The organism is Streptomyces sp. B8-7 (genome assembly GCF_058833805.1).
Genome location: NZ_JBYRRL010000003.1, coordinates 346,713 through 364,227 on the forward strand (window position 1 = coordinate 346,713; position 17,515 = coordinate 364,227).

A 17,515-nucleotide genomic window follows, 5' to 3' on the forward strand; every position below is an offset into this window, starting at 1 on the left:
CCCGGCAGGCGGCGGGTCCGGTCCCGACGGGCGGCGGGTCCGGTCCGGGAGACGCGGCGAGCGGGCCGGGCTCCGGCCCGGTGCCGCTGCCGGGCCCGCGCCCGGACGGCTGCCGGCGGAGACGGACCGGGCCCGCGCACCACCGGCGCGCGGGCCCGCTTCCCGTGCCCGGTGACCCGGGCACTCCCGGCCGCGGCCGGCCGGTCAGTAGTGCGGTACGACGGCCACGGGACAGCCGACGTGGTGGACGGCTGCGTGGGTGACGGGCCCGGTGCGGGGCCCGGCGAGGTGTTCCGTGACGCGGCGTCCGACGACCAGCAGGCTGGCTCCGGTCGACGCCCGCACGAGGGCGTTCGCGGGCCGGTCCGCCACGACGGTCTCCATGACCTGGACGTCGGGGTACTTGTCGCGCCACACCCGCAGCACCGCCGACAGGAAGCCCAGCCACTCGTCGGCGTGGGCGTACTCCGGCAGCAGGCCGGCCTCGCCCGGCCCGGGGGACAGCGGCCCCGGCGTCTGCCAGGCGTACACCACCCGCAGCCGGGCCTGCCGCAGCCGGGCCGCCTCGAAGGCGAACTCCAGCACCTCGTCGCAGGGTTCACGGACGTCGACGGCGAGGACGACGTCCCGGTAGCCGGTGGTCGTGGACGGGGCGCCGTCCTCGCCCGGCAGGTGTTCGTCCGCCGCGTCCTCACCGGCCCGTACGAGGACGACCGGTCGCGTCGCCCGGGCAGCCGTGCCGAGCGCGACCGAACCGACCAGGAATCCGGTGAAGCCGCTCAGGCCTCGCGAACCGAGCACGGTCACCTCGGCGTCGGCGGCCTCCTTCAGCAGGGCCGGCACCGCGGGTCCGCGGACCTCCTCGGCGGACACCACGGCCGTGGGCGCGGCGGCACGCGCCCGGTGCAGGGCGTGCCGGGCGGGGTCCGCGGGCCGGCCGGCCGCGCCGTGCCGGGGACGGCTGTCCCCGGCGTGCACCAGGCGCAACGGCCGCTGCCGGCGTGCCGCTTCGCGGGCCGCCCACTCGGCGGCGGCCAGACTCTCCTCGGATCCGTCCACTCCTGCGACGACGGGTGGCAACATGGCGGGCACCTCCAGCTTCCGGTCCGGTTCAGCGTCCCGCCCGCTCCGGGGCGCCGGCAGGGGCCGCCAGGTCCCGTGCACGGCCCGACCGGCCCACCCCGTGCGACCGCGAGGGCCACTCGGCCCGCCCGGGTGCCCGGACAGCCCCTGGCCGGGCACCTGCGCCCGGGCCAGCCTGCGTTCCAGGCCCCGGAAGGAGTGCACGATGACCGACATCCAGCAAGCGCCCGTCCACGCCCTGCTGGCGGACGGCACCACGGTCCGGATCCGGCGGGCGGATTCCGGGGACCGCGACGCGCTGCTGCGGCTGTACCAGGAGATGTCACCGGAGAACCTGCGGATGCGCTTCTTCGCGGTGAGCGAGCTCTCCGCGCGGCAGGCGGCCGGCCGCACGGCAGGCTGCGCCGCGAGGGAGGACTGCTGTGCGCTGGTGGCGGAGCACGACGGCCGCCTGGTGGGCCTGGCCGAGTACGAGCGGGCGCCGGACTCGGCTCCGGCCGAGGTGGCGCTGGCGGTCGCCGACGACTGGCACCGCCGCGGGGTGGCCACGCTGCTGCTGGAGCATCTCGCGGACGCGGCGCGCACCGCGGGCGTGACCGCGTTCACCGCGGACGCCCTGGCCGAGAACACCGAGGTGCTGAAGGTCTTTCACGACCTGGGCCTGCGGGTGACCCGCCGCTTCGACGGCCCCGAGGTGCACTGCACGGTCGAACTCACCGAGGACGAGCCGTATCTGACCGCGGTGGAGACCCGGGGCCGGCTCGCCGACCTCGTCAGTCTGCGCCCGCTGCTGCGTCCGCGGTCGGTCGCCGTGGTCGGGGCCGGCCGCCGGCCGGGCTCGGTCGGCCGGGCGATCCTGCGGAACATCTGCGCAGGCCCGTACACCGGGCGGGTGTTCGCCGTGCACCCGGAGGCGGCCGTCGTCTGCGGGGTGCACGCCCACCCGTCGCTGGACGCGCTGCCGCAGGTGCCGGAGCTGGTGGTCGTCGCCGTGCCGGCGGCGGCCGTGCCCGGAGTCGCCGAGGAGTGCGGACGGCTGGGTGTGGGGGCGCTGCTGGTGGTCACCGCCGGTCTGGATCCCGACCGGTCCGGCCTGCTGCTCGGCGCGTGCCGCCGCTACGGCATGCGCCTGGTGGGGCCCAACTGCCTGGGTCTGGCCGACACCGAGGAGGGCGTGGGGCTGAACGCCACCTTCGCGGCCGGGCGGCCCGGTGCGGGCACGGCGGGGGTCGCCGTGCAGTCCGGCGGGGTCGGCATCGCCCTGCTGGACGGGCTGGCCCGGCTCGGCATCGGGGTGTCGTCGTTCGTCTCGCTCGGCGACAAGTACGACGTCAGCGGCAACGACCTGCTGCAGTGGTGGGAGGGCGACGGGCGCACCGACCTCGCGCTGCTGCACCTGGAGTCCTTCGGCAACCCGCGGGCGTTCTCCCGTACCGCGCGCCGGGTGGCCCGCAGGATGCCGGTGCTGACCGTGGACGCGGGCCGTTCGGAGGCGGGCCGGCGCGCCGCCGCCTCGCACACGGCGGCCGCGGCCACTCCGACCATGACGCGGCAGGCGCTGTTCGCCCAGGCCGGGATCACCGCGACCCGCGGCATCGGTGAACTGCTGGACGCCGCGGCCCTGATGCGGTCCGGGCCGCTGCCCTCGGGCACCAGGGTCGCGGTCGTCGCGAACGCGGGCGGGGCCGGTGTGCTGGCCGCCGACGCCTGTGTGGAGGCGGGTCTGGTGGTGCCGCGGCTCGGTCAGGAGCTGGTGGACGAGCTGCTCGCGCTGCTGCCGCCGGGCGCGAGCGCCGGCAACCCGGTGGACACCACCGCCGCGGTCGGCGAGGAGGCGCTGCGCGGCTGTGTGGAGCGCCTGGCCGGGCACGGCGGAGTGGACGCCGTACTGGTGGTGCTGGTGCCGACAGCCGTCGCCGCCGCGACCGGCGAGGACCCGGTGAGGGCCGTGACCGGGGCGTCCGGCGGGCTGTCGCGGCCGGTCGTGGCGGTGCTGCCCGCGCAGGGGGACCGGGTACGGCTGCTGCCCGCGCGGGACGGTGCCCGGCTGCCCGCCTACTGCGACGCCCAGGACGCCGCCCGTGCCCTCGCCCACGCCGCCGACCGGGCGGCCTGGCTCGGCCGTCCGCCGGGCGGCGTGCCGGTCCTGGAGGACATCGACACGGCGCGGGCGCGCACGGTCGTCGCCGAGTTCCTCGCCCGCAACCCCGAGGGCGGTCGGCCCGACCCGCAGACCACCGCTGCGCTGGCCGGCTGCTACGGCATCCCGCTGAGCCCCTGGGCGTGGGCCCGCGACGAGGACGAGGCGGTGGCCGCCGCGCAGCGGCTCGCCGGGCCGGACGGGCGCGTGGTGATGAAGGCGCACTGGCCGGGGATCGTGCACAAGAGCGAGCACCACGCCGTCCATCTCGACCTGCAGAACACCTCCCAGGTGCGGGCCGCCCACCGGGACCTGGTCACCCGGTTCGGCGACACCCTCACCGGGGTGGTGATCCAGCCCCTCGCCGAACGCGGCACGGAACTCTTCGCGGGGCTGGTGCAGGACGAGGTGTTCGGACCGCTGATCGTCTTCGGCCTCGGCGGCACCGCCACCGAGCTGCTCGCCGACCACGCCGGGCGGCTCGCCCCGCTCACCGACCGCGACGTCCACGAGCTGATCACCGCGCCGCGCTGCTCGCCGCTGCTGTTCGGCTACGCGGGCGGCCCGGCTGCGGACGTGGCGGCACTGGAACAGCTGCTGCACCGTCTGTCCCGGATGGCCTGCGACCTGCCCCAGCTGGCGGAGGCCGACCTCAACCCGGTGCTGTCCGGGCCGCACGGCGTCACCACGCTCGACCTGCGGATGCGGCTGGTGCCGCGGCAGCCCCAGGACCCGTACCTGCGCCGGCTGCGCTGACCCGCGGCTCCCGTGCCGTCCGCCGTTCCCCCCGCCCGTGCCGTCCGCCGTTCCTCCGCCGCCGTCCGCCGCCTCCCCCGCCGCCATCCCCCGCCGCCGTCCGCCGCCGCCCCTGCCGCCGTCCGCCCGCCTGCCGGTCCCGCGCCGGAGCCCCGGCGCGTTCCCCGGGCTCCGGCGCCGCCTGGGCCGAACGTCCCCCCGGGCGGGCCCGGGCGGCCCGTGGCCGCCGGGCGCCCCGGCGCCCAGGGTGGAAGGAGCAGGCGGACCTGCCCCTGCGGCGCTCCCGAAGGAGGACCGACGGCAGCACCGGCGTCCGGCACACGTCCCGCGCCCCGCACGTCCCGGATCCGACCGCCGCGCCGCGTCCCGCGGTGCGGCGCGCACCGAGGAGGAGACCATGTACGCCACCCCGCGCATCGTCAGCGACGTCATGACGCACACCGTCGTGGCGGTGGGCCGCGACGCCCCGTTCAAGGACGTCGTCAAGCTGATGGAGCAGTGGAAGGTCAGCGCCCTGCCGGTGCTGGAGGGCGAGGGACGGGTCGTGGGCGTCGTCTCCGAGGCCGATCTGCTGCCCAAGGAGGAGTTCCGCGACAGCGACCCCGACCGGTTCACACGGCAGCGCCGCCTGACGGACCTGGCGAAGGCGGGGGCGGTCGCGGCCGGGGAGCTGATGAGCACGCCGGCCGTCACCGTGCACCCCGACGCGACGCTCGCCCAGGCCGCGCGCATCATGGCGCAGCGCAAGGTGAAGCGCCTCCCGGTGGTCAGCGCCGAAGGGATGCTGGAGGGGCTGGTCAGCCGCTCCGACCTGCTGAAGGTGTTCCTGCGCTCGGACGAGGAGATCGCCGACGAGGTGCGCCGGGAGGTCGTCTCGCACGTGTTCCCGGCCCCGCCGGAGCCGATCCAGGTGGAGGTGGCCGACGGCGTCGTCACCCTGACCGGCCGGATCCACGACACCGCCATGGTGCCGGTGGCGGCGCGTCTGGTGCGGGCCGTGGAGGGCGTCGTCGACGTCGAGTGTGACCTGGTCGGTGCCGGAGTCACCGAGCGGGCGCCGGACGGCGGTCTGCGCTGAACGCCCCGGGCGGGCGGGGACGTCCCGCACATACCGAGGTGCCGACCGCCGCCCCGGCCGGGCCGCCGCGCCGCCCGGCGCCCAGGTGCCCGGGCGGGCGACGGCGTCTCCGCCCCCACCGCCACCGCCCCCACCGCCACCCCCACCGCCCCTGCCCCGGTACCGCTGCCGTCCCGGGGTTCCGGCCTCTCCGCCGCAGTGCACGCCGCGGCCGCCGTCGCCCACGTCGCCGTACGGCTGACCGCGGTGCGGCGGCGCAAGGCGTCCTCCGGGCCGTTCGGGACGCCGGCCACCGCCTCCTGCCGGCCGGGGACGCCGTCGCACAGCGCACAGCGCGCACGACACCGCCGGGCGGTACGGGCTCCGGCGGCCTGCGCTACGTCCGCCCGGGGGCGTCGCGGGTGCGCTCCAGCCACTCCACGTAGGCGGGCGCCTCCCGGGCCACGGACCAGTAGGCGTCCTCCAAGTACGGGTAGAACTCCTCCAGTTCGGCCTCCGTACGAGCGGCCAGCAGCAGCCGCACACCGAGTGGATCGCCTGCCAGCGGGCGGATCGCGAGGTCCGGGCGGGGATGCGCGGTGGGCTGGCTGACCGTGACCACCTCGCCGATCGCGGCCAGTGAGTACGCGGTCAGGTAGTCACCGTGCAGGAGCTCCGGACGCAGCCCGGCGGCCCGCAGGACCCGGCACACGCCGTCCCACTCGCCGTCGACCGTGGAGTCGACCATCCAGCGGTCCTCGGCCAGGTCTGCGAGCCGCACCTGCTGCCGGGACGCCGCTGGGTGGTCCGCGGCCAGCGTCACGAACTGCGGCTCCCGCTCCAGCAGTACGCGCACCCGCAGGCCCTGCGGAATCCGCAGCGGGCTGCCCTCGACCTCGTGCACGAAGGCCATGTCGAGCCGCCCCGCGGCGACCATCGCCAGCAGGGAGTTCGCTGACACGTTCACCTGCAGCGTCGGCTCGATCCGCCGGGTCCCCGCCCGCAGCCGGCGCAGCCAGCCCGGGATGGCCCGGCTCGCGGTGGCGCCGATCCGCAGGTGGAATCCTCCGGCGGCGCGGGCGGCCTCGACCCGGGCCTCCGTGACGATGTCCGCGAACTCCGCGACCAGCGGCCTCGCCCGGCTGAGCACGACCAGGCCCAGCGGGGTCGGCCGGCAGCCGGACCGGGCACGCTGGAACAGCTGGCCGCCGAGGGCGTTCTCGATACGCCGCAACTGCGTGCTGAGCGAGGGCTGCGCCATGCCGAGGTTCCGAGCCGCCTTGCGCAGACTTCCCGTGTCGGCGATGGCACACAGGACGCGAAGGTGCCTGACCTCAAGCTCCATGAGCGGAGCGTAGGGGGCTCCGGGGCAGCACACCAGATGTTCAAGGTCCAACAAAGGCGGACGAGTCGGCCGGCGATAGCACGGCGCCATCCCCCGATGCCATCTTCGGCCGCGCGGCAGGCCTGTCCGACACTCGCAGCCAACCGATCGTTCCACCCCACAGAACGACAAGGAGCCCCCCATGCCGCGCTCTTCCCAGAGTACCGGTGCGCAGAGGTCCCCGAGACTTCTGGCCCTGGCGCTCGGCCTCGGTCTGGCGTCCGCCGCACTCGGCACGGCCACCCCGGCAAGTGCCCAGACTCCCGCCGTCGAGGCCTCCCGCGCCGCTGTCGCCGGCTACACCGCCTCGGCCGGGGAGGCCGCCGACAAGGCGTTCTTCGAGGCCGTGGTGAAGTCGGTCGCCGAGCGCAAGGCCGCTCAGTCCGGCGCGCAGTCCGTGACCGTGTACTACAACGCCACCCGCGCGCCGAGCTTCCGGACCCAGATAGCGAGCTCCACCTCCATATGGAACAGCTCGGTGTCGAACGTCAAGCTCCAGGCGACCTCGGGCGCAGCCGACTTCGCCTACTACGAGGGCAACGACTCCCGCGGGTCGTACGCCTCCACCGACGGTCACGGTCGCGGGTACATCTTCCTGGACTACGCGCAGAACCGGCGGTACGACTCGATCCGGGTCACCGCCCACGAGACCGGCCACGTGCTCGGGCTGCCGGACCACTACAGCGGCCCGTGCAGCGAACTGATGTCGGGCGGCGGGCCCGGCCCGTCCTGCACCAACCGGTACCCGAACTACACCGAGCGCGCCCGCGTCAACCAGCTGTGGGCCTACGGTCTGGCCCAGGCGGTCGCGAAGGTGGCCGCAACCCGCTGAGCCGCAGCGGCGGTTCGGGGCGTCCCGGCCCGACGCCCGCGGCCGGCGACGCAGCCGGGACGGGACGGTCCCCACAGCCGGCCGGGTCCCGGTGGCACGGGCCGCGGCGCCGCGCCGCGGCCCGTGCCGTCGTGGGCGCCGTCGCGTTCCCGCCCGTGCTCCGCACCGCAGTCCGTGCCGCCGTCCGGGAGCCGGGCGGCGGTACGCGCGTGCCTCCGGGCCGGCCGGGCCCGCGGGCTCAGGCGGCGGACGCCAGATGGCCGCGCATGCCGAACCGGGCGCAGAGCGCGGCCACCGCACCGACCACGCCGCACAGCAGCCAGGTGCCGTCGCCGAACGCGCCCCACGCCAGCACGCCGAGGGTGGGGCCCAGAGCCATGCCCAGTCCGAACGTGGCCTGGTGGGCGGCGATGTAACGGGCCTTCACCGGGGCCGGGTAGGTGGAGGGGTGGGCGAACATGGTCGGGCCGCTGATCATCACACCGAACACGATCACGGCCGTACTGAGGATGATCAGGGCGGCGGCGTCCATGAAGTAGCCGGCCGTGCCCAGCGCCATCAGGGCGGTGCCGGCCGCACCGGCGAGGTAGGGGCGCCAGCGCCTGACGTAGGTGGTGAGCTTCAGCTCGCACAGGATCAGGATCACCGAGGCCGAGGTGAGGACCGCACTGTACAGACCGGCGGGCTGGCCGTTGTCGGTGATCTTCAGAGGCAGCGCGACCATGCTCTGCACGTAGATCAGCGAGCCGAACAGCACCGAGGCCAGGAAGAGCAGGTACTTGGTGTCGCCGAGCAGGACGGCGTAGGCGGAACGCTTCGGGACGGCGGGCTCGGCAGGCGGCCCGGCGGGCCCGGCGGGCCCGGCGGGCTGGGAGTCGTCCGACGCGGCCGTCCGGGGACCTTCGGCGGGCAGGTTCGGCAGCAGGGCGAACGAGACCACCGCGTAGAGAAGCGCGGTGAACGCGTCGAGCCAGAACAGCAGGTTCCAGTTCACCAGGATCAGGCCGGCCGCGATCAGCGGGCTGACGGCCGCACCCACGTTCATCGCGATGCGCATCATCGAGAAGGCCATCACCCGGTGCTCGGCCGGCATCAGCTCGCTCAGCATCAGCGCCGCGGCCGGCCGGTAGGCCTGCGTGGCCAGGCCCGCCGCGATGACCGCGACCAGCAGCAGCGGGAAGTGCCCGGGTCTGCTCAACCACGGGATGAGGGTGAGGATCAGCGCCGACGTCGTCATCGCCGTACCGATGGTGGCGCGCGGGCCGACGCGGTGGATCATCTCGCCGCCGAGCAGGGTGCCGAGCACCGCGCCCACGCTGTACGCGGTGAGCGCGAAACCGGCGTGACCGAGGGTCATCCCGCGTGCCGTCAGGTACAGCACAAGGAAGGTCTGTACGAAGGCACCCATCTGGTTGACGAGTACGCCGCCCAGCAGGTACCGCACCGAGACCGGCGTCGCGCGCAGCACGGCGAAGACACCCGTGGCGCTCTCTGTTTTCCGTTCTGCCTGCGTCACACTCACTGCTGTCGTCCTCGATTCGTGGTCTCCCGGACCGGCGGTGCGTCCGGTGGGCTGCCGATGACACAGCGCGGAGCGCCGTTCCGGGCACCCCGCGCTGTCGTACGTGCCATTGCAGTCAAACCGGCGATTGATTGACACCTTTGGGCCCGATCGGCAATCAATCAGGTCAACGGCCGGGCGGGGGGTCCGGCGGCCGCCGGGGACCGCGCCGACCGGGCCCGCCGGCCGGCCGGGGGCGTCGTCCTCGGGCCGGGCGTACCGCAACGGCGGTGTGCCGTCGCCGCCCGCGACACCGTGCAGGGGCCGCCGTCGGCGTTCTGCGCGCTGACGACCGGGCAGGAGCCGGGCGGGAGCCGGCCCGCGCGCCGGGGGCAAGGGCCTCGCGCCGGGGCCGGGGCCTCGCGCCGGGGCCTCGCGCCGGGGCCGGGGGCCGGGGCAGGGCGGGGCGGGCGGAGCCGGACCGGGGGCGGCCTGAACGAAAGCGTTCGATCGCATTTCACATTGAAGAATCGTTAATTCGATCATCCCGCTTTCGCGTTCTCCGGCGCTCCTTGCAAACTCCAACAGATACGCCTGTATTGAAGTACTCTCACTGGCCCTGAAGGGGGTTTCGTCGCCTCAGGTGTTGTCACACACCACTCGTGCCGGCGGCGCCGCACCGTCGAAAGCCTTGTCCTTTTCAGCAGGGGGGAGTGAAGGGGACATGTCGAGCCTGCGCGTCGGCGACCCGTCGCGACTCGGGGAGTTCACCATGCTGGCCAGGCTGGGGGCCGGAGGCATGGCCACCGTCTACCTGGCGAGCACCACCCGGCCGGGCAGCCGGGGGCCGGTACTGGCCGTCGTGAAGGTCCTGCACCGCGACATGTGGTCGGACGAGTACCTGCTGCGCCTGTTCCGCCGGGAGATCGAGGCACTCCGCGAGATGGGGGCGGAAGGCACCCTGCGGCTCATCGACTGCGACCCGGACGGCAGACCACCCTGGTTCGCCACCGAGTACGTGGCCAGCATGGACCTGCGCAAGCTGGTCGCCCAGCACGGTGCGCTCGGCCCCGAGCGGGTGCTGCGTCTGGCCGCCGAACTGGCCCCCACGCTGGTCGTCCTGCAGACGCGCCGCATCGTGCACCGGGACCTCAAGCCGTCCAACATCCTGGTCCTCGACGAGGCGGACGGCTCCCTGCGGCTCATCGACTTCGGCGTCGCCCGCCGGCTCGACCGGACCCGCACCTGGCCGACCATGCGGGTGGGCACCGAGGCGTTCATGGCGCCGGAGCAGATCCACGGCGAGGCGGGCCACCCCAGCGACATCTTCGCCCTCGGTATGACGCTCGCCTACGCCGCCACCGGCACCGAACTCCACCGCAGCGACCTCAGCGAGGCCATGGCGGGCCGCCCGCCGAGGTTCCCCGCCGACACCTTCGACAGCCTGGACCGTTCCCTGCGCGACCTCGTACTGGAGTGCACCCGGCCGGACCCCGCGGACCGGATCACCGCGCAGGAACTCCTGGGCAGGCTGGCCGACCGGGGGGTGCGTCCGCGCAGGGCCCGGAGGCGGGACGCGGTCAGCTGGCTGACCGACACCGCCCGCACCGGAGTGCTCAAGCACGCGCAGCACGCCAGGGCGTTCGTGCCCGGGCAGGGAAACGGGCACGCCGTGCGGACCCGCCCGTTCACCTCCACCGACGCACCGTACGTCAGGTGGACCCACCGGCTCGGCGGGCGGGCCCATTTCACGTCCCCGGTCGACGCCACCGTGGGCATCGCCGTCTGCTCCCTGGACGGCACCGTCCTGCTGCTGGACGCGGTCGACGGCCACGTCCTGTGGAAGCGCGACCTCGCGGCACGCATCGAGCACACCCCCGCTTCGGACCGCGGCACGCTCTACGTCTCCTGCTCCGACCGCACCCTGCTGGCGCTGGACACCGCAGACGGCTCCACCCGGTGGCAGTACCCCGCAGGCGACAGCTGCCTGTTCGCGCCGGCCGTGCGGGACGGCCGGGTGCTCGTGGGGGCACGGGACGGGGCCGTGCACTGCCTCGACGCCCGTACCGGCGGGCCGCACTGGGTCGACGGCGGCGGCGACGGCCCGGTCTTCGACCCGCCCACCGTGACGGCGGACCGCGTCCATGTGTCGGGCTGGCAGGGCAGGCTCCGGTCCCTGATGCTCCACGACGGCTCCGACACGATCCGGCTGCCGCAGCTGCAGGACGTCGTGGGCGCGCCCGCCGAACACGCCGGGACGCTGTACCTGGCCAGCCGCACCGGCACCCTGTGCGCGGTCGACGCCCGCACCGGGAGGGAGCGGTGGCGGACCGTCGGCCGGGCCGCCGCCTCCACCGGGCCCGCCGTCGCCCAGGGCATGCTCTGCGTGGGTACCGCCGGCGGCACCGTGTGGGCGCACGAGGCCCACACCGGGGTCCCTCGGTGGCACTTCACCACGGGCGGCCGTCTCCGCTGCGTCCCCGTGCACGACAACGGCACCGTGTACGTCGGCTCCGACGCCGCACTGACCGCGATCGACGCCCTGAGCGGGGGTGTGCGGTGGACGCACCCGGTCGGGGCGGCCCTGCACGCACCGCCGCTCATCACGCGCGGGGCCGCGTACGTCGGCACGTGGAACTGCACCGTGCAGGCCCTCAGCCTCCCGGCACCCGCCGCTCCATGAACGGCCCGTCGAGGAGCGACCGGGGAAGACGCCCAGGGGCGCCGGGGGCGTCCGGAGCGCTGAGCCGGCCAGGACGTTCGACAGCCGCACGGAGGTGCCGGACATGAGAACGCTCGGGGAGTTCCGTCTCCTTCACCCGCTGGGCAGCGGAGTGCTGGGCCGCACGCACCTCGCGGCCGGCCGGGACGGCACGTACCACGCGGTGAAGGAGCTGCACGCCGGCTGGGGGCCGCCCGCGGTGACGGGACGGCTGGTGGAGAGGTTCCTGCTCGGCCACGAGGAGGCCCGCACCGGGCAGGACGAGGCCTGGGCCCGCCATGTCCCGCCCAGCGCCGGCGGATACGACGTCGAGGCCGGACGGGCCTGGGTGGCCACCCCCTGGCTGGGCGACACCGAGAACGAGGAGGGACGCGGGACGGGAACCGTCTCCCTGGCCGCCGCCGTGGCCACCCGGCCGCTGCGGGCCGAGGCGGCGCTCCATCTGGTCTGGCAGCTCGCCGGGCTGGCCAGGCGCCTGCACCGGCGGGGGCTCTCGCTGGCCGGTCTCACACCGTCCAACCTGTTCCTGACGCCTCACGGAGCGGTCGTCGTGGACGTGCACCTGGCCCTCGTGCTGCGCGAGCTCCTGCACCCGTCCGGCGATCCGTCGGGCCCCGTCCCCCGTCCCTTTTTCCTGTGGGCCGACGCGAGCTGGCTGGCTCCGGAACTCCGCCGGTACGGCGGGGTGATCCGGGAGTCCAGCAGCATCCACGCCGTCGGTGCCGTCGCCGCGTACGCCTGCACCGGCCTGGCCCCGCTGCCGGCCACCGATCTCATCGACGCCCTGACCCAGCGCAGGGCCGCCCGCCGGGACGCCGAGGCCGCCCTGGCCCGCTGGGCGGCCCACCACGGCAACGCGGGCGACAGGCTCCGCAGGGCGGTCGGGCGTGCACTGCGCAGGCGGCCCTGGACCCGCCCCGGAGCCGGGCGGCTGAAGCGGATCACCGTACCGCCGCTGTGGGCCAACCACCGGCTGCCTCTCTACCGCGACGCCTGGGGCGAGTACGTGCAGGCGGTCCTGCGGGAGAACGGTGCGGCCCGGCAGCGCTCCCGCGTCGGCTCCGGTCCCGGCAGCCGCGCACTGCCCTCGGCCGCCCCGCCCGTGCCGGGCCGGGACACGCCCCGGCCCGACCGGGCGCCGGGGCTCCCGGCGGACGCGGTGCCTGCCGGGCAGCCACCGCTCCCGTCGCCGTCACCGGCATCCACTCCCCCGCCCGCACCGGCGCCGGCCTCCGCACGCACACCGGCGCCGACACCCGCACCGGCGCCCGCTCCGGCGCCGACGGCCGCAGTGCCCTGCGACCGGGACGCGACAGCGGACGCGCCGGACGGAACGTCCGCGGCCGCCACCGCCGGTCCGCCCGCGGCCGCGGCGGGATCCGGCCCGGGCTCCGCCGCTGTTCCCCTTCGGACGCCCGTTGCCGTCTCCGCCGGGGCTTCCACGGACGACCCTCGGGCGCTGCCGGCCGGCGGCACACGCACACCCCCGCCGTTCCCCGCGGCGCGAGGCGGCGGGCCCGGCGACCGCACCGGCACCGGCGCGGCCCCGCAGCCTCGCTGGCGGCGGGACTTCGGCGGCCCGCTGCTGTGCCCGCCCCTGTTCAGCGACGGCCGGCTGGTGGTGACGTACGGGAACAAGGCGTACCTGTACGACGCGGGCACCGGCGAACACCACCGCACCCTCGCCCTGCCCGGCACCGCCGAGTCGACGCCCGTCCCGTGGGACGGCCGGCTGTGGTGGGCCCTGCGGGACGGCCTGCTGCACGGCGACGACCTGATCGGCACCGCCGGCCCGGAGACCCCTCTGACGCTCGACGGCGACCCCGGCCGGCACTCCCCCGTCGTGGTCGACGACCTGCTGGTGGCAGGAACCACGCATGGTCTGTTCCGGTTCCGGCGCCCCCGGCCGCCGGACGCCGCCACCGGGCAGCGCGTCCTCCCGCTCGACGAACCCGTGGTGTCCCCCCTCGCGTCCGACGGCGTCCGCGTCTGGGTCCCCACCGAACGCAGCGGCCTGCTCGCGGTGCAGCCCGCCACCGGTGAGCACCGCGGCCCGCACCAGGTGTGGGACGCCTCCGGCTGCGCCGCGACCGTCACCGAGGACGGCGCGTACACCGGTGACGCGGCCGGCACCGTCCACGAACTCGGCTCCGCGGGCACCGAGCACCGCCGCTGGGACGCCTCACCCCATCCGATCACCGCAGCTCCCGTCGTCCACGGCGACCTGCTGCTGGTCACCGACCGCGCCGGCACGGTCGCGGCCCAGTCGCTGACGCACTGGACACAGCAGTGGCGCACTCCCACCGACGGGGACGGGCGCAGCCCGGTGACGGTGTTCGACGGCGTGGTCCACGTCTGCGGCGAGCGAAGCGTACGGCGACTGGACGCGCGGACCGGACAGGAGCTCAGACCGCTGACTCCGGACGGCGCGAGCCCTCTGTACGTGACCGCCACCCCGGGCGGGCTCCACGTCGGCTTCCTCGACGGACGCCTGGTCACCTGGAGCAGGCCCGGCTGAGCCGGTCTCCGAGCAGCAGCCCACCCATCTGAGCAGAAGGGAACCACCGCCGTGTACGACGCAGAGATCAGCCGGGCCAATCCGGCCTGCATCGTGTTCCTGATCGACCAGTCCGCTTCCATGCGCGCTGCCATGCCGAGCACCACCCAGTCCAAGCAGATGGCCGTGGCCGACGCCATCAACGGCATGCTCCGGGAGCTGATCATCCGATGCGGCCGGGGCATCGACGAGATCTGGGACTTCTTCCACGTCTGCGTCATCGGCTACGGCGCCTCGGTCGGCCCCGTGCTCGGCGGACCGCTCAGCGGCCAGGACGTGGTGTCCGCCAGCGCCCTCGCCCAGGGCAGGATCCGCACCGAGCGGCTGACCCGCACCGAGATCCTCCCCGACGGCACACAGACCACACATGTGGCGGAGCTGCCGATCTGGCTGGAGGCCGCGGCGTCCGGCAGGACGCCGATGTGCGCGGCCCTGGACCACGCCGCCAAGGTCCTGAACCGCTGGGTGGCCGAACATCCCGGCAGCTTCCCTCCCATCGTCCTGAACCTCACCGACGGCGAGTCGACGGACGGCGACCCGGCCGGCCCCGCCCAGCAGCTCCGCTCCATCGGCACCGACGACGGCAGCACCCTGCTGTTCAACCTGCACATCTCGTCGGACATCGCGACGCCGACGTACTATCCGAGCACCGCCGCGGGACTGCCCCCGATGGGCGCCAAACTGTTCTCCGTCTCGGACGTCCTGCCCCCCGACATGCGGGAGACGGCCAAGGACCTCGGCCTGAAGGTGGAGGCGGGGGCGCGCGGATTCGTCTTCAACGCCAGCATGCAGTCCGTCATGCTCTTCCTGAACGTCGGCACACCCGCGTGATCACCAGCCGGAGTCTGCTGCAGGCACCCAAGTCGGACCTGGGAGCGACCCGGATCGAGGACGCGGCCCGCATCGTGCTGCCCGCGCCGGCGGCCAGGGGGGAGGCCCGGCTGGTCGTGGCCGACGGCAGCAGCGGCTCGGCAGGCAGCGGCTGGTGGGCCGGTCAGCTGGCGTGCGAGTTGTGCGCGGCGCCGGGCCGGGCGTTCTGCAGCGGCCGGGCGTTCACGGACGTCGCCGTGGACGCGGGCCTGCGCTGGCCCGGCCACCGGCGGGCCCTGCTCGCCCGGGCCTCCTCGGCCGGCCACCGGACGTGGCTCGCACACCACCGCATCAACAGCTCTCCCGCCTCGACCCTTCTGGGCCTGCGGCTGCTGCCCGAGCCGGCCGGGCACGACACGCCCGGCGGCCTGGAGCACCCGGCGCAGGAGGCCCGAGGGGACCGACAGGACCGACAGGACCGGCAGGACCGGCAGGACCGGCAGACACAGGGCGCGTGGCAGGCGGTCTCGGTCGGCGACTCGTGCATGTTCCAGGTCCGCTCCGACCGGGTGGTGGAGTCGGTGGCCGTCAGGACCCGTGTGCCGCAGGTGATCCGGGCGGGCAGCGCGCGCGACTCCCCCAAACCACGGCTCGTGGCGGGCCGTTGGTACGCGGACGACGTGTTCTACCTGATGACCGACGCCCTCGCCCGCTGGTGGCTCCGCCACGCGGACGGCGGGGGCCGGCCCTGGGCCGTGCTGGACTCCGTGTGCGGCACACAGCTCGACTTCATCGCCTGGGTGCAGGCGCAGCGGGCCGGTCGTTCGCTGGAGGACGACGACATCACCCTGCTCAGAGCGGAGTGCGGGACGTGATGATGCCTTCCGGGCAGCGGCCCACACTGTCGGACTACCGGTCCGCGGTGGCCCGGCTGGAGCAGTACAGCCAGGAGCCGCGCCTGAAGCGGTGCCGGCCCCGGCTGGGGGCCGACGGCCAGCCCGGTGTGGACGGCGGCAGTTTCGGGGCGGTGTACCGGGTCGAGGACCCGCAGGACGACCGGGTCTGGGCCCTGAAGTGCTTTGTGCGCGACGAGCCGCACCGCGAGCACCGGTACCGTGCGATCGCCGACTGCCTCCGCGACGCCCGCGGTTCGTGGCGGTCCGAGGTGCACTACCTGCGGAACGGGCTGTGGGTGCAGGGGCGGTGGTGGCCCGTGGTGCTGATGGAGTGGGTGTCCGGTCAGCGGCTCACCGACTGGATCGAGGCCCTCCTGGAACACCGCCGGCCGGAGGCTCGTCGTGAACTGCGGCGGCTGGCACACCGGTTCGCCAGTGCCGTCTACCAGATGCACCGTTCCGGGATCAGCCACGGGGACCTGCAGAGCGGCAACGTCCTGGTGACCGGCGAGACGGCGGTGCGGTTCGTCGACTACGACGCGATGACCGTGCCCGGCTGGTCGCTGCCGCCCCGGCGCGAGGACGGCCACCCCGACTTCCGGCTGCCGCGCGAGGGGGAACGCGGCCCGGACGGGGCGACCGAGGTGCACCACACGGCGGGCGTCCTCGGCACCGGCGGCACCGTGTTCACCTCCCGCGCGTCGGCGGGGAGCCCGTTCCAGGAGCCGGACGCCCTGGTGGCGATGCACCGGGACCGCTTCCCCTCGCACGTCATCCACACCGCCCTGCTGATGCTCAGCCACGACCTGTCCCTGTGGGCGGCCCTGCACCGGCCGGGCGCCGATCACCTTCTGCTGTCCCGCAGGGACTTCCGCGATCCGGCGCAGTCCGGGAACTGGCAGGTGCTGCTGAGGCACCGGACCGACGGCGTACGCGAGCGGGCGCAGCAGCTGCGCGCGCTGCTCGACTGCCCCGCCGACCTTCAGCCGGACCTCGAACCTCAGCCGGAGGTCGCTGCACCGGAGGGTGTGCGGAACATGGCGTGGCTGCCCGTGGCCGGGCCGCGCACCGAGCCGCGGCCGTTCCTGGGCGTCGGCGTCTTCCCGGCGTCCGACGAGCGGCGCGGTCCCGCCCCGGCCGAGGAACCCCGGCCCGCGGCGTCCGCGGGACCTCCGTCCGCCGGACCGGCGGTCCCGGGCGCGGTGGTCGTTCCGGACCCGGCTCCGGCGGATGCGGCTCCGGCGGATGCGTCGCCGACGTGTTCTCCGACGTCTGCGCCGAGGCAGCCGCCGGAGCTGTCGCCGCCCCCCGGGAGGGTCGTCGGGCCGGAGCCGGGGCCGCCGATCGGGCCGGTCCCGGGCCCGGTGGCCGTTCCGGACCCGGCTCCGCCGGTCAGGCCCTCGCCGGCGCCGGAGCCGATGCCCGGGCGGGCCGAACCGCCGCGGGCCGCGCGGCCCTCCGTGCCCGAGCCGCGGCCCGCGTCCGCTCCCGGCGCCCCGGCACCCGCCACCGCACCGCCCCCCGGCACCGCCCCCGGGCCCGCCGCGCCGGCGTCCGGTCGGTTGGCCGGGCCCGCTCCCGTCACCCATGAGCCCGGTGGCCACACCGCGGACCTCTTCGCCGCCCTGCCGCCGCCGGAGCCGGGGAGCCCGCCCGACGGTCCGCGACCGGTCCGGCTCGTCGTGCAGAGCCTGGTGGCGGTCGTGCTGCTGGGTGTCCTGCTCACCCTGATCGTCGTCCTCCTCGTCGTCGTCCGGTGACGGCTCCCGCGCAGCGG

The 17,515-nt window shown here is 75.3% G+C and carries 11 protein-coding genes; 8 read left to right on the plus strand and 3 right to left on the minus strand.

What is annotated here, in order from left to right:
* Nucleotides 1-204: 204 nt before the first annotated feature.
* The gene (locus AC5K6T_RS16880; protein ID WP_493209875.1) at nucleotides 205-1,083 is read right to left on the minus strand and encodes a universal stress protein; all 879 of its coding nucleotides are present in this window, start codon (nucleotides 1,081-1,083) and stop codon (nucleotides 205-207) included.
* A gap of 205 nt (nucleotides 1,084-1,288) precedes the next feature.
* Between AC5K6T_RS16880 and AC5K6T_RS16885 the strand changes: the two genes are divergently transcribed.
* Together AC5K6T_RS16885 and AC5K6T_RS16890 are read left to right on the plus strand one after the other, a co-directional pair.
* A complete protein-coding gene (locus AC5K6T_RS16885) occupies nucleotides 1,289-3,979 on the plus strand; it encodes a bifunctional acetate--CoA ligase family protein/GNAT family N-acetyltransferase (RefSeq protein WP_493209877.1) in 2,691 nt (896 codons plus the stop codon).
* Nucleotides 3,980-4,376: 397 nt separating this feature from the next.
* Complete coding sequence (locus AC5K6T_RS16890; RefSeq protein WP_493209879.1) at nucleotides 4,377-5,057, plus strand: CBS domain-containing protein; 681 nt, start codon at nucleotides 4,377-4,379, stop codon at nucleotides 5,055-5,057.
* A gap of 376 nt (nucleotides 5,058-5,433) precedes the next feature.
* Here AC5K6T_RS16890 and AC5K6T_RS16895 read toward each other — a convergent pair whose 3' ends face one another.
* Nucleotides 5,434-6,381, minus strand: coding sequence for a LysR family transcriptional regulator (locus tag AC5K6T_RS16895; RefSeq protein WP_493209881.1), 948 nt, complete (start codon nucleotides 6,379-6,381; stop codon nucleotides 5,434-5,436).
* 181 nt (nucleotides 6,382-6,562) lie between these two features.
* Here AC5K6T_RS16895 and snpA point away from each other — a divergent pair, with 181 nt between their 5' ends.
* Nucleotides 6,563-7,252: a snapalysin gene (gene snpA / locus AC5K6T_RS16900; RefSeq protein ID WP_493209882.1), complete on the plus strand. Its 690-nt coding sequence runs from the start codon at nucleotides 6,563-6,565 to the stop codon at nucleotides 7,250-7,252.
* A 238-nt stretch (nucleotides 7,253-7,490) separates the two neighbouring features.
* Here the strand turns inward: snpA and AC5K6T_RS16905 are convergent, their stop codons facing one another.
* Entirely contained in the window at nucleotides 7,491-8,774 is a 1,284-nt protein-coding gene (locus AC5K6T_RS16905) for an MFS transporter (RefSeq protein WP_493209884.1), read from the minus strand.
* 703 nt (nucleotides 8,775-9,477) lie between these two features.
* Here AC5K6T_RS16905 and AC5K6T_RS16910 point away from each other — a divergent pair.
* From AC5K6T_RS16910 to AC5K6T_RS16930, 5 genes are all read left to right on the plus strand, one after another.
* Nucleotides 9,478-11,436: an outer membrane protein assembly factor BamB family protein gene (locus AC5K6T_RS16910; protein ID WP_493209886.1), complete on the plus strand. Its 1,959-nt coding sequence runs from the start codon at nucleotides 9,478-9,480 to the stop codon at nucleotides 11,434-11,436.
* A 103-nt stretch (nucleotides 11,437-11,539) separates the two neighbouring features.
* Nucleotides 11,540-13,993, plus strand: coding sequence for an outer membrane protein assembly factor BamB family protein (locus tag AC5K6T_RS16915; RefSeq protein WP_493209887.1), 2,454 nt, complete (start codon nucleotides 11,540-11,542; stop codon nucleotides 13,991-13,993).
* Between the two features lie 51 nt (nucleotides 13,994-14,044).
* On the plus strand, nucleotides 14,045-14,863 hold the full coding sequence (locus AC5K6T_RS16920; protein ID WP_493209888.1) for a VWA domain-containing protein: 819 nt from the start codon (nucleotides 14,045-14,047) through the stop codon (nucleotides 14,861-14,863).
* Nucleotides 14,860-15,717 (plus strand): hypothetical protein, encoded by an 858-nt coding sequence (locus AC5K6T_RS16925; RefSeq protein WP_493209890.1) that lies wholly within the window; start codon nucleotides 14,860-14,862, stop codon nucleotides 15,715-15,717. The genes AC5K6T_RS16920 and AC5K6T_RS16925 overlap by 4 nt, the downstream gene beginning before the upstream one ends.
* Nucleotides 15,717-17,498: a protein kinase domain-containing protein gene (locus AC5K6T_RS16930; RefSeq protein WP_493210812.1), complete on the plus strand. Its 1,782-nt coding sequence runs from the start codon at nucleotides 15,717-15,719 to the stop codon at nucleotides 17,496-17,498. The genes AC5K6T_RS16925 and AC5K6T_RS16930 overlap by 1 nt, the downstream gene beginning before the upstream one ends.
* Nucleotides 17,499-17,515: the final 17 nt, after the last annotated feature.